The 14960-nt window shown below is 35.9% G+C and carries 9 protein-coding genes; 1 reads left to right on the forward strand and 8 read right to left on the reverse strand.

The genetic code is table 11. The features are described from left to right. Positions 1-706 precede the first annotated feature (706 nt). The 5 genes from Q4493_RS11440 to Q4493_RS11460 all read right to left on the reverse strand — a co-directional run bounded on the left by Q4493_RS11440 (position 707) and on the right by Q4493_RS11460 (position 7598). On the reverse strand, positions 707-1693 hold the full coding sequence (locus Q4493_RS11440) for an aldose epimerase family protein (RefSeq protein WP_303452700.1): 987 nt from the start codon (positions 1691-1693) through the stop codon (positions 707-709). Continuing rightward, positions 1690-2715: a UDP-glucose 4-epimerase GalE gene (galE, locus tag Q4493_RS11445; protein WP_303452702.1), complete on the reverse strand. Its 1026-nt coding sequence runs from the start codon at positions 2713-2715 to the stop codon at positions 1690-1692. The genes Q4493_RS11440 and galE overlap by 4 nt, the downstream gene beginning before the upstream one ends. Before the next feature lie 23 nt (positions 2716-2738). Further along, positions 2739-3887: a galactokinase gene (gene galK, locus Q4493_RS11450; RefSeq protein WP_303452704.1), complete on the reverse strand. Its 1149-nt coding sequence runs from the start codon at positions 3885-3887 to the stop codon at positions 2739-2741. Between the two features lie 3 nt (positions 3888-3890). Next, positions 3891-4949, reverse strand: a complete 1059-nt coding sequence (locus Q4493_RS11455) for a UDP-glucose--hexose-1-phosphate uridylyltransferase (protein ID WP_303452707.1) — start codon at positions 4947-4949, stop codon at positions 3891-3893. A gap of 399 nt (positions 4950-5348) precedes the next feature. After that, a complete protein-coding gene (locus tag Q4493_RS11460; protein WP_303452709.1) occupies positions 5349-7598 on the reverse strand; it encodes an alginate lyase family protein in 2250 nt (749 codons plus the stop codon). 763 nt (positions 7599-8361) lie between these two features. On the opposite strand from Q4493_RS11460, the gene Q4493_RS11465 reads away from it, so the two are divergent. Continuing rightward, entirely contained in the window at positions 8362-11379 is a 3018-nt protein-coding gene (locus Q4493_RS11465) for a TonB-dependent receptor (protein ID WP_303452711.1), read from the forward strand. Positions 11380-11737: 358 nt separating this feature from the next. Here the strand turns inward: Q4493_RS11465 and Q4493_RS11470 are convergent, their stop codons facing one another. The 3 genes from Q4493_RS11470 to gtfA all read right to left on the reverse strand — a co-directional run bounded on the left by Q4493_RS11470 (position 11738) and on the right by gtfA (position 14889). Further along, a complete protein-coding gene (locus Q4493_RS11470) occupies positions 11738-12118 on the reverse strand; it encodes a hypothetical protein (RefSeq protein ID WP_303452713.1) in 381 nt (126 codons plus the stop codon). 159 nt (positions 12119-12277) lie between these two features. Further along, positions 12278-13309 (reverse strand): LacI family DNA-binding transcriptional regulator, encoded by a 1032-nt coding sequence (locus Q4493_RS11475; RefSeq protein ID WP_303452715.1) that lies wholly within the window; start codon positions 13307-13309, stop codon positions 12278-12280. 104 nt (positions 13310-13413) lie between these two features. Next, the gene (gtfA, locus tag Q4493_RS11480; RefSeq protein ID WP_303452717.1) at positions 13414-14889 is read right to left on the reverse strand and encodes a sucrose phosphorylase; all 1476 of its coding nucleotides are present in this window, start codon (positions 14887-14889) and stop codon (positions 13414-13416) included. Between the last annotated feature and the right edge of the window lie 71 nt (positions 14890-14960).

Raw genomic sequence — 14960 nt, forward strand, 5'->3', positions numbered from 1 at the left:
AAGGTCAAGCACCTTCTACTCTTTACCACCCGCGCCGAATCACTAATTCAAGCCCAGTATCGTCCACCACTATTTTTATCCTAATAAAACTAAAAAAAAGACCAAAAGGTCAAGCACCTTCTACTCTTTACCACCCGCGCCGAATCACTAATTCAAGCCCAGTATCGTCCACCACTATTTTTTATTCTAATAAAACTAAAAAAAAGACCAAAAGGTCAAGCACCTTCTACTCTTTACCACCCGCGCCGAATCACTAATTCAATCCCAGTATCGTCCACCAATACTTCAATAAGTACCTATTAGTTATCAAAAAAGATAAAGGATTCTAAAGATAAAAGTATTCGAATATAAAAAGGTCAAACACCTACTACTCTTTACAACCCGCGCCAAATCACTAATTCAAGCCCAGTATCGTCCACCACTATTTTTAAATCATACATAAACTATTCAGTAAACAACGTCGGCTTCTCTTAAAAAAGCATTTGAACTTTTGCGTCCTATTTTCAATTAATTAAAATATTAAGCGTAAAAGTAAGTTTATAAATTAACGTGGAAATATGAATTATGATATGCACAAATAAAATGTAGCAAAGGCTACAAGACTCTATCCCACAAAGAGTGAGCAAGCATTAGCATTTGATAATGCAAGTTGAAAAAGTTTTGTCTAATCTATGAGAATCTACCTGTTTACTTATGATTTATAAACTTAAGCGAAACATTCGAAGCCGTAAATAATTTTACTTTTATAAGTTTGAGTTGGCTCATAATGAATACTGGCGAAATGCTCTATATTGGGTGCATCAACAAAACCATGACACTCTAAACAAATTCCTGCATGTTTCTCAAAAGGTTGTGCTAGATAGTTGCCAGTGTATATTTGCATGGTTGGCTGGTCAGTAAACACAGATAACAAGACTTTATTATTTGCATTGTAAAGTGTAGATTTCTCTTGAGATAACGGGCCATTATCTAAAATAAAACAATGATCTATACCATTATCTTTTATAACTTGTGGGTAATCACAGTTATCAACAAAGTCTTTAATTAGCACACCGGCTCTCAAGTTATTTTCGAGAACCTTGGTCGATTGTATTTCACCTGTGGGAATACCATTATCAAAACGCGTTAAAAATGAAGACGTTCTTACATTTAAGGTTAAATCCATACAAGAAGATTGCCCTAAATTGAAATACGCATGATTTGTTAAATTCATAGGCGTCACCCTATCAGATGTACCTGAATAACAAATTACTAATTGGTTTGATTCTGTTAGTTGATACTCAACAGTAAAATGATTATTTCCAGGAAATCCTCTATCTAAATCGCTTGTTTTAAATAGAAACTTTACATAACTTGTAGTACGAGAAGACGCTTCTATTTCCCACATACACAAGGCAAAATTATCTTCCCCACCGTGTAAACAGTTTTCATTGTCATTTTCTGACAAGTAATACGTTTGATCACCAATAAAGAAACTAGCATTTGATAAGCGGTTACATACAGGGCCACATGTAGCCCCAAGATAATACTCATCAGATAAAAATTTTTCAGCGTCATCGTAAACGACGGTCATCTCCGTTAACTCCCCTTTTACAGGAAACTTAATTGAGCTGATACGAGCGCCAAAATTAAGAAGTTCAACTTCCATTCCATTGGCATTTGTTAACGTGACTTTACTTAATAAATCATTCAATTTTGATAGCCTTGTGGATTATTAGACTGCCAGCGCCAAGTATCTTCCATCATATCTTGTAAACTTTTTGTCGGCTGCCATGCCAAAATTTCTTGAGCTTTGCTTGAGTTTGCCCAAAAAGCAGGTAAATCTCCACTTCGTCGAGGTGAAAATTCATAACTGATGGTTTGTTTGGTAAAGTTTTCAAATCCATGAACAATATCTAACACAGAAAGTGGCTCTCCGGTTCCTAAGTTAAATGCCTCACAACACCCCTGCTCTTGTTTTAGTAACCAAGTTAGCGCATCAATATGACCAACAGCCAAGTCAGTAACGTGAATATAATCACGTAAACAGGTTCCATCTTTTGTTGGGTAATCGTCACCAAAAATAGCCAATTTATCACGTTTGCCTACCGCCACTTGGGCAACAAATGGCATTAAATTATTCGGTATGCCATTAGGATCTTCTCCTATTTGGCCACTTGCATCTGCACCAATAGGATTAAAGTAACGAAGGTTAGCAATTTTAATTTCAGGATCGCTAACAGCGACATCCATTAGGATCTGCTCAACCATAGCTTTGGTTTTACCATAAGGGCTCGACGGGTTGCCAAGCGGTTGGGTTTCAACGTATGGTGGCTGGTTAGCTTCTCCGTATACCGTCGCTGAAGAGCTAAATACGAGGCAATTGGTGCCGCACTCTTTCATGACTTCAACTAAGGTTAGTGTCCCTTCGACATTATTTTGATAATACGCTAATGGTTTTAAAACTGACTCTCCTACCGCTTTTAAACCGGCAAAATGAATAACAGCATCTATCTTTTCTTTTTTAAATATATTAATAAGTGCAGCTTTATCACGAATATCTGACTGATAAAATGTCAATGATTTACCTGACAGCTTTTCAACACGAGTCAATGATTCTTGTGAGGAATTAAATAAATTATCTACGACTACAACCTCATAGTCGCTTTTTAACAATGCCAAAGCTGTATGACTTCCAATATAACCAGCACCGCCTGTAACTAATATTTTTTTCATAATTAACTCTTTTAATGATTACTTTAAATGACGGCAACGCCTTTAACAGGTTGGCTAATATAAATGCTTTCTTTTAATCCAGAAAATGTTTGATATTTTTGTTCAACCACTGAGGTCACACTGGCAACAAGGTCATCGGGTACTAAAGCAACTATGCACCCGCCAAAGCCACCGCCGGTCATTCTTACTCCACCTTGACTACCAAGTACTTCATGAATAATTTCAACCAAATAATCAATTTCAGCAGTGGTTATTTCAAATAAAGACTTCATTGATTCGTGACTCGCAGCCATTAACGAACTAATTTGCGAGATATTACTTGAATTAAATGCTTGCATCGCATCTAAAGTGCGTTGATTCTCGTAAACAATATGCTCAGCACGCTTTGCCACAACGGGAGATAATTCATGTTTATGTGATTCAAAAAGTGCGATAGAAACATCACGTAAATGACTGACATTAAAATGCTTTGCTGCCTCTTCACATTGCTCACGACGAACATTATATTCGCTATCAACAAGGCCACGTTTAACATTAGAATTAATCATCATAATTGTCATACCGTCAGGTATATGTACACCTGTTAATTCCAGACTTCGACAATCAATACCTAATGCCATTTTGTCTTCGCCACATGACGAAATAAGCTGGTCCATTATACCGCAAGCACAACCAACAAAGTTATTTTCAGCCGCTTGACTAATAAGCGCGATATCCTTGTTATTAATGTTTAAAGAACAAAGGTGATTAAACGCATACGCTATACCAACTTCTAGCGCAGCAGAAGAACTTAAACCGGCTCCTTGCGGCACATTTCCCGTAACTGCAATATTACAACCAGATAAACTATGACCTCTTTTGGCTAATTCAGACACGACACCACGAATATAATTAGCCCACATTTTGTCTTCAATAAAAACAAGTGGTTCATCCAAAGCAAACACATCTGTTTGACCTTCATAATCTAATGCAACCACTTTAACTTGATTATCATCACGTCGAGATACCGCAATTAATGCCGAATAATCAATACAACAAGGTAAAACAAAGCCATCGTTGTAATCGGTATGCTCACCAATTAAATTCACACGACCTGGTGCCTGAACTATAAAATCTGGTGCGTGGGAAAAGGTTTCGGCAAAGCCAGTATTTACTTTATCAATGAGTTCCATACTTTACTCCTGAGACGAGTTTGATTGTGACAAATAATGAATATCAGATAATTCAGCGAGTTTTGATGCAGCTTGCTCAGCCGTTAAATCACGTTGAGCTTCTGCCATCATTTCATAGCCAACCATAAATTTTTTCACACTTGCAGAGCGTAATAGCGGCGGTAAAAAACTCGCATGAAGAGTCCATTCAGGATGCGTATCACCATCAAAAGGAGCACCATGCCACCCCATAGAATAAGGAAATGAACATTGAAAAAGGTTGTCGTACTTAGTCGTTATCTTTTTCAATATATCTGCTAGAGTAACTTTTTGAGATGAGGTCAATTCTGTCATTCTTGCGACACTAAATTTAGGTAATAGTAACGTTTCAAACGGCCAGGCCGCCCAATAAGGAACAACGACGACCCAATCACCATTACTAGTAACAACTCGCTCTTCATTGAGTAATTCTTTTTGCATGTAATCATAAAGTAGGTTTGAACCATACCGCTCATAATAAGCAGATTGGGCCTTTTGTTTTTTCTCAACTAAAGTGGGTAATTGCTGTTGAGCCCATATTTGTCCATGTGGATGAGGATTCGAACAGCCCATCACAGCCCCTTTATTTTCAAAGACTTGCACCCATTGATAACTTCGACTTAAATCAGAGTACTGATTTTGCCAAGTATCAATCACATAACCGATTTCTTTAACCGTTAGCTGCGGCAGGGTTTTACTATGATCAGGAGAAAAACAAATTACTCGACTTTCCCCTTGTTCTGTTGACATCCTAAAGAGTGGGTCATTATTTTCAACTTGCGGGGTATCTTGCTTTAACGCTGCAAAATCATTGGTAAAAACAAACGTATTAGCATAGTTATCATTAACCTCGCCATTAATACGCGTATTACCCGCGCATAAAAAACAGGTTTCATCATAAGCAACCTTTTCTTCCTCACTCGATGATTCTAATTGACCTTGCCATGGACGTTTTGCTCGATGAGGTGAAACCAAAACCCATTCTTCTATTAGAGGATTAAACCGACGATGTGGATGTTCTGTCGGGTCAAATTGATCACTCATAATTAAACACCTAAATTATAATTAATAGTTACAAGATAAAATGTAAACGTTTTCCCCTTATTGTGCAAGAAAAATTTCATGAATATCCATCACAACTTTACCTTCCTTAATTTAAAGACCCACAAATCATCAACCCAATCAAAAACAAAATGTAAACGTATACCTATACAGGCAATTAAAATATTGCTCGTATTGAAAATGTCTGTGTAGAGACCATTTTAAGGGTTGTTAATAACGCAGCTAAAGTCAGTCAAAACATAATCGAGATAGTTTCTTAAATAATGAGAATATTAGTTCTACGCCAAATAAATTGGAGTATTTAACTAGTTATAATAAGTAGAAAGGATTTGCCCGTATTGACAAATGAATAATCAATACGAGCTAGCGCTAAAAAACTGACTATTTAGCGTTGATATATTGGAAAGGGCCAGTCCAGTGATAAGTTTGACCTTTTAGCTGTAATTGATGCTTAGCCGCTTTTTCAATCTGCTTATTAGCAACAACAAAATAGCGGGTATTTCCTTTCACCGTTTTAATGGCTACTGCGGTATAGTTGTCATCATCTTGTAGCACAGTTAATTCAGCAATATTACTGTTTGAATTATGGGCTGACTCAGAAACGGGAGTATAACTGCCATGTGGCTCAATCACTGATGCAAAAAGTGTTTGTTTAGCATTCGCTCTGCTAAAGATAATAGCGGGATCTTTACGTAGGTTAAACTGAGGATCATTCGCGCCAATACGAGCAAGTAACACTTTATCGTCTTTTTCTGTTGCCATAGTTAAGGTATAAAAACTGCCTTTATCTAACCATGAAAATTTAGTATTACTATTATTGGCTTTAGCTTGCGCTTCTAAATAAAGATGTTGATAGCCATTTTTATCGCCTAAAGGTTGTAAACTACTCGGAATTTGGTAATCAACATTTGATTTTAAAATTTGACCAAAATAATAAAAAGGTAAGTCATATTGATGACTGTTTTGTGCATCTGCTTTAAATAAGTCTAAGACAAAGGCTTTTTCAAAATCTTCATCTTTGATCATGGCCATTGTTCTTTGCATTTTAGTACCTGGGTAGGCGTTTAGTTCTTCAGCACTGATCACTTGAACATTTTCATTTGAAGCATCGTAAAAGCGCAATTGAGAATGATGTTGGCTACCTATTTCATATTTTCCAGCAAAATGCGAGGTTCTATTTTGCACTAAGGTATTATGAGCAATGGTTTGTTTTGCCCAAGTTTTATTTTCAGGCAGGTAATTACCGCCACCTTTTTGCTCAATATTAACAAAACGTGCTAAACCGTAGTCCTGCATAATTTCTTCGCCTTGCCCATATAATGAGAATGATAATTTGTCATAATGTCCATGACTTAAGCCTTGGGCAGTATATTTAAATAACAAGGTTAATGCTTCATCACCATGACGTAATAAACCTAAACCACCTTCATCACCCTCTGAGCCATCTGAGTAATTCTCAGAGCCTTTAGTAAACTTTTTCGCTAAGCCATCACGAATACCCGCAGCAACGGCATAACCGGTGTCATCAAGTAACACGCGACCTTGTTGTTGAGCAATACTCAATAAGCGAGGATCTTTATTGCCATAAAAATAGGCGATATTAACCGCCGTGACTACCGCATCATTGTAGTAAGACATGCCTTTTTGGCCATCATTTATAGGGAAAAAATCACCATCAGCGTCAGATAAATTAAGTAAAACATCTACCGCTTTTAATAACACACCATTTTTATAATTTAATACGTCAAGGTCAGGTCTTGCATTATTTAAGGCTTGCGCAAAAACTAAGAACGGGTACATAGCGTAACGTTGATAATAAGGGCCTTCAGTGTAATATCCATCAGGTGAAAAAGGTTCATTTAAGTTTGCGAAAAAACCAGCCCCCTGTCCTTCGACTTTAAGGAACCCGCCGTCATCATCTTTAGCGCCAATTTCTAAGCCATCTTCTTCTAAACCATATAAAGCGCGTTGGATAAGTTCTTCATCTTGCATCACTAAACCTATCATACCAACCGCAGCAGCTCCCCAGGTACTATGGTTGTGAACACGATTAAAAAACTGTGGGCTATCTATAGAAATATGGTCAGCAAAAGGTCTAAATAAATTATCTTCTAAGACTTTTCTATCTGAGGCTGGTAACCAGTCATAAATAGCATCGTAGGCTTGCGCCGCATATACTAACCAATTGGAATCATTGAGCGATTGCCAAAACAGTTTACCTCTTGCATATGAACGTGTTTGCGGATGTAAAGGTAGATCTTTATACATAGCTTCATATTGAAAAAACATGTCACGAACATAGTTTGCGTACTTTTCATCTGCTAAAATTTGAAAAAGTACACCTGCCTTCTGTAATAAAAAGAAATTCGCTTTATGTCGTTGATGAGTATAACCACCAGAAAAATCACGTGGTACAGGTGTATCAATACCCTTAGCTATTTCGGCATCTACTTCTAATTTCAATTGTTGTAACGTTTTATCAAATAAAGGTGTTTTTCCTAAATTTGCTTGAATTTTCGTTATGCCTTCTTTTGTTAATATTAATCCTTTGCGATCACTTGCATTACAGGCTGACAAAACAAGCCAGTTGAAAGCGATTAACAGCAAAGCAATAATTATATTGGGCTTCATGTAGTAGATACCTCATCCATTATTTGAATAATAAAAATAATTAACCATTAGGTTAACACTTAGTTATGCCTAGAAACTTACTGTACATTGTTAACGTTCAGCGCGAATATTAAAATTTTTTGATGGTTCTAACCAAATTAGCCTATATTAATAAATATTAACTCTCTAATTCTGCGTTCAAGCTTTAGATATTTAACACACCATCCCTGTTTTTCTATTAACAATTCACACCAAATTTTGGTTAACACGTCCTTAGTATGAATTAAAACACCTTATTACAAATTGGTTAGAACATCTTCGAGTTAATGTATATAAAAACCCTTAATTGGTCAACCAAAAAGCAATTTAAGGCAGTTAATTCCATCATTTTTAGCTTTATTTTGTTCATTTTACAAACTAATTGTCGATTAATATTTTACCAACTTTTGCTTTCTTCATGACAATCCAAATAAAAAACAAACTAATATTTATCTTATTAATTTCAAACAGATGGAACAAAAACATACCAATTAAAAGCTAGATAACATACAAATTAAACCACATTGGTAATAATAAAATTAGATAAATTTAATAAATACCCTTACCAAAAAGGTTGACCTTTTAGTTTTTAATTGTAAGTATAATGGTAATTCTTTGTAAGGAACTGATGATTTTTTATAAAGAAGGGTTTATCAAAAAAAGCATATATAAAATTTATTCAATAAAAGTGTTAGGTAAAAGAACATTTTTATTTTTAATGATAAGAACCACACTGGGGAAAAACATGAAACAAAAACTATCGAAAATAAGCTTAGCGGTACTTTCTGCTACTGCGCTTAATATGACTACATCTGTCTACGCGCAAGATACAGCGCAAGATGCAGTAAAAAAAGCCAAAGAAGTTGAAGTAATTGAAGTTACGGGTATGCGTAGTTCACTTACAAGCGCACTTTCAGAAAAACGTGATACAGATAACTTAACCGAAATTATCATGGCAACTGATATTGGTAAATTACCTGATCAAAACTTAGCAGAAGTACTTGAAAACGTAACAGGTATTCAAATTACTCGTACCGCTGGTATAGGTACTGGCGTTCAAATCCGTGGTAGTAATGCTAACCGTGTAGAAATTAACGGTGCTTCAACGGTAGGTTCAGGTGCTGGTCGTAGCGGCATGAATTTTGAAGATTTATCTGCAGCTATTATTGCAGGTGTTGAAATCACTAAAGCACCAGAAGCTAAAACAACTGAAGGTTCTATCGGTGGTACAGTAAACTTACGTACAATTCGTCCTCTTGAATTATCTGAAACATTAGGTTCTTTACGTGTTCAAGGTGAAGACAGTAGCCTTACAACTGATGGTGTACAACCTCGAATTTCAGGTGCATATGGTGACAACTGGGAAACTGACTCTGGCCGCTTTGGTGTGGTAGTTAGTGGTAGCTATACGAAACAAGAAGCGACATCTTTCCGTCCTCGTGTTGACCGCGATGGTAGTCTTGTTGAAAACGTAAATGCTGATGTTTACCGCAATGGTTCATTAGAAGATCAAGCGACTAAACGTCCAGTAGCTCAATCTTTTGACTTTTTAGGTGTTCAATTCTTAAACCAAGAATTAGAAAACTTTGAATATGAAACTACTAACTTAGCTACAACGTTTGAATTTGCACCAAATGCAGATATGAAATTTTTCTTTGATGCTATTATTACTTCTCAAGAACGCCGTCAAGACAGTACTCGTGTTCAAGCATCAGGTGTAAGCAGTGTTTTAAACTATAACTTACCGACTGAATTTGAAACGGTAGATTTTGGTTCTTTAGACGGTGTAGATTTAGGTAGCATACAAGCGGCATTACGCGGTACAGTTCAACCAAACTTAGGTGTGGATGACGATGATCCTAACTTACGTTTTAACAGTGATACTGGTGCTCGTGTAACTGACACTCAAGTATTTAGACTTGGTGGTGAATGGCAAGGTGAAGACTTATTTATCAGCGCTGAAGTATCAACTTCTAGCTCTGACACAAGAACACCTTCTTTAAACTCTCAATTAAACTTTATCAACCCGAATCCACTGACACCACTTGATGGTTCAAGTAATGATAACGCGGTACCATTTATTTATGATTTATCTGGTAATGCATTATCTTTTGGTGTTGATTTTGACTCTCCTTACGCACCAACTGTGGAAGACTTATTAAGTCCTAATAACGTTGTACTAGACCAAGTAGATTTAACGCGTAGTACAGTAGATAATTCAGACGACGCTTTCCGTATTGATTCAACCTACTTTATCGACGATAACATTATAACTTCAGTTGACTTTGGTTACCGTTATAACAAAGCAGAACATAGCGCTGTTTCTATTACTGACCGTATTGGTGGTTTCAGTAAAATGGTTGATAGCCCGAACGGTTCATTATTCTCTGAAATTTTAGTTAAAGGTCCAAGTCACTTTGGTGATGCCGATGGCCGTGAATTAGCACACCGTAACTTCTTAATTGTTGATCCTAACCTTGCATTCTCTGACCCTGATAAAGTGTTATCAGTTCTAGAAGGTGCCATGGCTACTCATGGTGGTAGTCAAGATTATTCAGATCTAACACCTGGTGATACAGCGGCATTTAACATTGAAGAGAAAAATCATGCGTTATATGCTCAAGCAAACTTTGAATATGAAATGATCCGCGGTAACTTTGGTGTACGTCACGTTAAAACTGACATTGCATCAACAGGTAACACGGTTGTTAATGGTGTAGTTACACCAACAACAAACACAGCAGATTATAGCTTTACATTACCTCGTTTAAACATTGTTGCTGATGTACATGAAGATGTGCTGGTTCGTTTAGGTTGGGGTAAAGATATTTTACGTCCTAACTTTGGCGACTTAAATACTTCTGTATCATTTGGTACTAACGAAAACCAAGCGGTTTCATTAGGTAATGCGGCACTTGAGCCAGAAGAAGTAACATCTTTTGATATTGGTGCTGAGTGGTATTTTGCTGAAGCTGCTGTGGTAAGTATTGGTTACTTCAAGAAAGAACGTACTAACTTATTCGTTACCGAATTAGACAGTGCTTCACTTGATGCTAACGGGATGAGAGATGATAACCCAGCCTGTTCTGGTGGTGGTATTTGGAACCCTGCTACACAGCCTAACATCCTTGGTGATCCTAACACTGTAGGTTTATGTGTTGACCGTGAATCTAAATTTAACGATTCAGCAACAACAACTCAAACAGGTATTGAAATGGCATTCCAATATGACTTATCAAGCTTTGAAGAGCAGTTAGGTTGGGCGTCAGGATTTGGTATCGTTGCTAACTATACTATTCAAGAATACAAAGGTGGTTCTGCATTCTATACTTCTGCAACACGTGGTACTGATATCTTTAATGCCATTAAAGGTGTGTATGATGACGGTCAATTTGTTACTTACACTTCAGAACGTGGTCTTTTAGATTTCTCTGAAAATGCTTATAACGTTGCTGTTTACTACGAGAAGCATGGCTTATCAGCTCGCTTACGTTACACATGGCGTGATGCATTCCGTACAGAAGATACTGCTGCGGGTGCAAGTCTTAACTCAACGTTAGGTTTCCCAGTAACTACACATGCTAGAGGCCAACTTAATGCAAGTGTTAGCTATGACGTAAACGAAAAGTTAAACTTAGGTTTAGAAGCAGTTAACTTAACTGAATCAGATATTACACAATCTTGTGTTAACGAAGGCGCATTATTATGTGCTCAAGGTATCACAGACCGTCGTATCACATTCGGTGCTAGCTACCGATTTTAATAGCACGTGAATATATTTTCTTGATATATTCACCAAATAGCTGCAATGAAAAGCAAGCCTGATGGCTTGCTTTTTTATTTATATCTTTAACGTCTCAGAAATATTATAAATTAGGTCATATCGCATCTCTTACAATCATAGCTATGATTTATTTACGAATAAAATACATTTGGATACCACTGTATAAGGTTACATGTTATTTAAGCATTTCAATCTCGCTTTCGCTCCCAAAGTGAGTTAGAACTTAAAAATAAATCACACTTTGATATCAGCATGAATATGCAATCAGTAAAAGGTAGTTGGGTGATTTTTGCAGACCATAGCCAAATTTTGTATACGTTTAATCAAGTTTTACATTTTAAAGCTCAATACTATTTAACCATTCATTTGCATCTTTATGGTTATCAAAATATTTAATCTCTACATTGGTTAAAACTACATGTGTAATTTTTAGAACTTCTACTTGAAGATGAAGACTATAAACTACCGCCAAATATTTCAAATTATTCTCATTTAGCCATAGGTTAAAGTCATGTACGTAAGTTCTGATATCTGGAGTCGCTAACTCCCATTGACTTAAATCGACTAGACAAACCCAAGGTTTATCAATTATACCATTTAGAATTGCTTTTGTTTCAGCTCCCCACTTTTTTGCTGTCTCAAAATTCCAAGAACCATATGCTTTTAGAATGTGAGTTTTCTCTTCAATTGCTAAATCATATGAACCATGCTCTTCCATCTTAACCTCAAGGAAAAAGTGATTAAAAATATCCTATATCATGCATCTTCTCGCCATATTGACTTAAAAATCAAATAGGTGTTGTATTACTGTTTAAAAGACAATGACAAGATTGAACAAATTGTTAGTGTGATAGCTGTAAATTTTATTTCTTTCAAGTTAACAGCTACCACCATGCTCAATATGAAAAGGGATTATAATAGAGTCGGTTGCTCTATTAATGAAAAGCTCTGCAGCCTTAATACCTTTTTTTTCACTATTTTGATGAACCGTTGTAATTGGAGGGTTCGAACGCAGCGCTTCATCAATACCATCAAAACCAGTTACTCGTATATCTTCAGGAATATTAAGCCCCATTGAATTAATTTCTTTAATAGCTGCCAAGGCAATCAGATCACTCATACAAAGTAAAACATTTGGCCGAGGAGTAGATGTTAGTGCTTCTCTAACAGCAATCAAAGCAGAATGATGTGTGCTTTGGGGAATATTCCACACCCTATCAGCCCTGAGATCGACATTTAATTCTTCAATAGCCTTGTGATAACCATTTAATCGTTGATGAGCTATAGAACATTGAATGTCTGTATTGGGTAAATCATACACTCTACATGTCAAATTTGAGTCGAGTAATCTTAATCCTAAAATAGCAACAAGATCATCTTTTGTATTTATAGCCAGTTTAGCTATCTCATAAGCAGCTTGCTGATTATCAATACCAACCGAAGCATTACGCTCTATATCAAAATCTGCCGTAACTACTTTTTTTGATGTTGTTCTTAATTGATCAATCAATTTAGTGTTTCGGGGGCTACCATAACAAATAAAACCATCTACGAAGTCTGAAACCGCATTAATATTATCTGATGTTCCAGAGAACAATAATAAATTCACTTTGGACTTTTCTAACACTGACGAAACGCCTTTTACAAAATTACTTGCTACAGGGTCTGTTATCATATATTCAACACTGTCAGGCAACACTAAAGCGACAATATTAAATTGACCCTTTCTTAATGACTGAGCTGCTTTATTAGGGCCCGAATATCCCAGCCTTTCACATGAAGCAAGAATATCCTCCCGCTTTCTTTTAGAGAGCTGATCGGGTCGGTTAAAAGCATTTGAAACAGTTGCATTTGAAACACCAAGTTCTTTTGCAACACTTTTAAGTGTCCATACTTTTTTTTCAGTCATGTGTACCTTTTAAATTTTCTATAAGTTAACTATTTCGTTTTCATATTTTGAATCGTATTATACGCCTATTTCTTTCTAACTTTAATGCGGTAAAACACAACCTTTTAAAGTTTATTGAGCAAAGTATTTAGGCAGATAGTACTTGTTTTATTACCTTCTTTTACCTCAATTAAAGCGCTTTTTTCTGTTCGGTTGAGTAATAAAACTGCGCTCTGCTCACCTTTAATCCACTTCATTTTTAACATTGAAGCATCACTGCTAACTGCAAATTTACCATTAAAAGTTTCACAACTATTACGTAACTGAATAAGACGAATCATCGCTTTAGTAAAAGGTTTACTTAGTGCTTCTTCAATACTTTCGCGATTTAAATATGGACGGTTAATATCTCTTCCCACATTCGTTTTTGCTAATAATGTCATTGCATTTTTTTCCGCTAACAAACCTGCATAATAGATTTGTGGTGTGCCAGGTGAAAAAAACTGAATGGCTCTAGCAACTAAATAGTCAAAATCATTTCGCCCAAGCGCATCATAGTACGTGCAATTCACCTGATACAAATCAACATTGCTTGCTGCTGCTCCTGTCGCTTTTTGGCTTTCACCTTCACTATTTACATGAATGGTTTCAACCAGTTCATCTATTTGGTCATTAGTAAGTAAACCCGCTTTACCATTCATTGGTCCAACATCAATAATCCCAATTCCATCATGTGTATCTAAAACAGTAATACAATTTTTGGGTGATATTGTTAACCACTTAGTTAATGCTGTGAAATCATTACTAAAAAGGCTATGTAAAATCAAAGGAGGTAAGGCAAAATCATAAACTCGATCAACACGTTTAGCTATTTCTATTTGAGTTTTATAGTAGGAATGAATTTCTACTAGCGTTTCTATCCCTAATTTATTTGCTGATTTACTTAAATCATCAATAAATTCAAATGTTTCATCAAGCATGAAACAACTTGTTCCAGCCTTTTTTAGTGCATAACCTGCTGCATCTAAACGGATCATTTTAATATTATTTTCTGCAAACGTGTTTAAGATACGCGTTAAGTAGTCTTTTCCTGATTTAGATCTAACGTCTATATCTATTTGATTATCAGTAAAAGTTGTCCAAAAATCTGCACTTTCATTATTAGGCAATGAAAAATTAGTAAAACAACTACCCGGTCTTGGTCGATAAATTTTCTTTCGCTGCTCTTCACTTAAGCCGTTAGGAAAAACTTTATCTTTAGTTAAGAATAAATCCCAAAAAGGAGACTGTTCACCGTTAGCTAATACATCTTTAAATTCTTTAGACTTAGCCGACATATGGTTAACAATAAGATCTGCCATTAATTCATAGCCTTCTCCTAATTGTTTAACATCATTCCAACAACCTAGCCTACTATCAACTTCAGTATGATCTATTGGATCGAAGCCTGCATCACTGCCATCAATGGGATAATAAAATGGTAACAAATGAACACCTGAAAATAAATCTGCGAGTTGATCATTTAAAATATTATTTAAAGTTTGGGTATTTGATCCGGTTAACCTATCGATGTAGGTGATGAGTTGTACATTATTTTTCATAACTATACCATTAAATTCTAGTTGCATCTTAATCGATTAAGATCTATCTTTATATACATTAAAACTTTAAT

It is taken from the genome of Colwellia sp. 1_MG-2023, assembly GCF_030546755.1.
GTDB lineage: Bacteria > Pseudomonadota > Gammaproteobacteria > Enterobacterales > Alteromonadaceae > Thalassotalea_H.

Coding starts and splice junctions, on each gene's coding strand:
- galE (WP_303452702.1), bottom strand. CDS start 2,715: ATGAAAAAAATATTAGTTACAGGCGGTGCTGGTTATATTGGAAGTCAT.
- galK (WP_303452704.1), bottom strand. CDS start 3,887: ATGGAACTCATTGATAAAGTAAATACTGGCTTTGCCGAAACCTTTTCC.
- Q4493_RS11455 (WP_303452707.1), bottom strand. CDS start 4,949: ATGAGTGATCAATTTGACCCGACAGAACATCCACATCGTCGGTTTAAT.
- Q4493_RS11460 (WP_303452709.1), bottom strand. CDS start 7,598: ATGAAGCCCAATATAATTATTGCTTTGCTGTTAATCGCTTTCAACTGG.
- Q4493_RS11465 (WP_303452711.1), top strand. CDS start 8,362: ATGAAACAAAAACTATCGAAAATAAGCTTAGCGGTACTTTCTGCTACT.
- Q4493_RS11470 (WP_303452713.1), bottom strand. CDS start 12,118: ATGGAAGAGCATGGTTCATATGATTTAGCAATTGAAGAGAAAACTCAC.
- Q4493_RS11475 (WP_303452715.1), bottom strand. CDS start 13,309: ATGACTGAAAAAAAAGTATGGACACTTAAAAGTGTTGCAAAAGAACTT.
- gtfA (WP_303452717.1), bottom strand. CDS start 14,889: ATGAAAAATAATGTACAACTCATCACCTACATCGATAGGTTAACCGGA.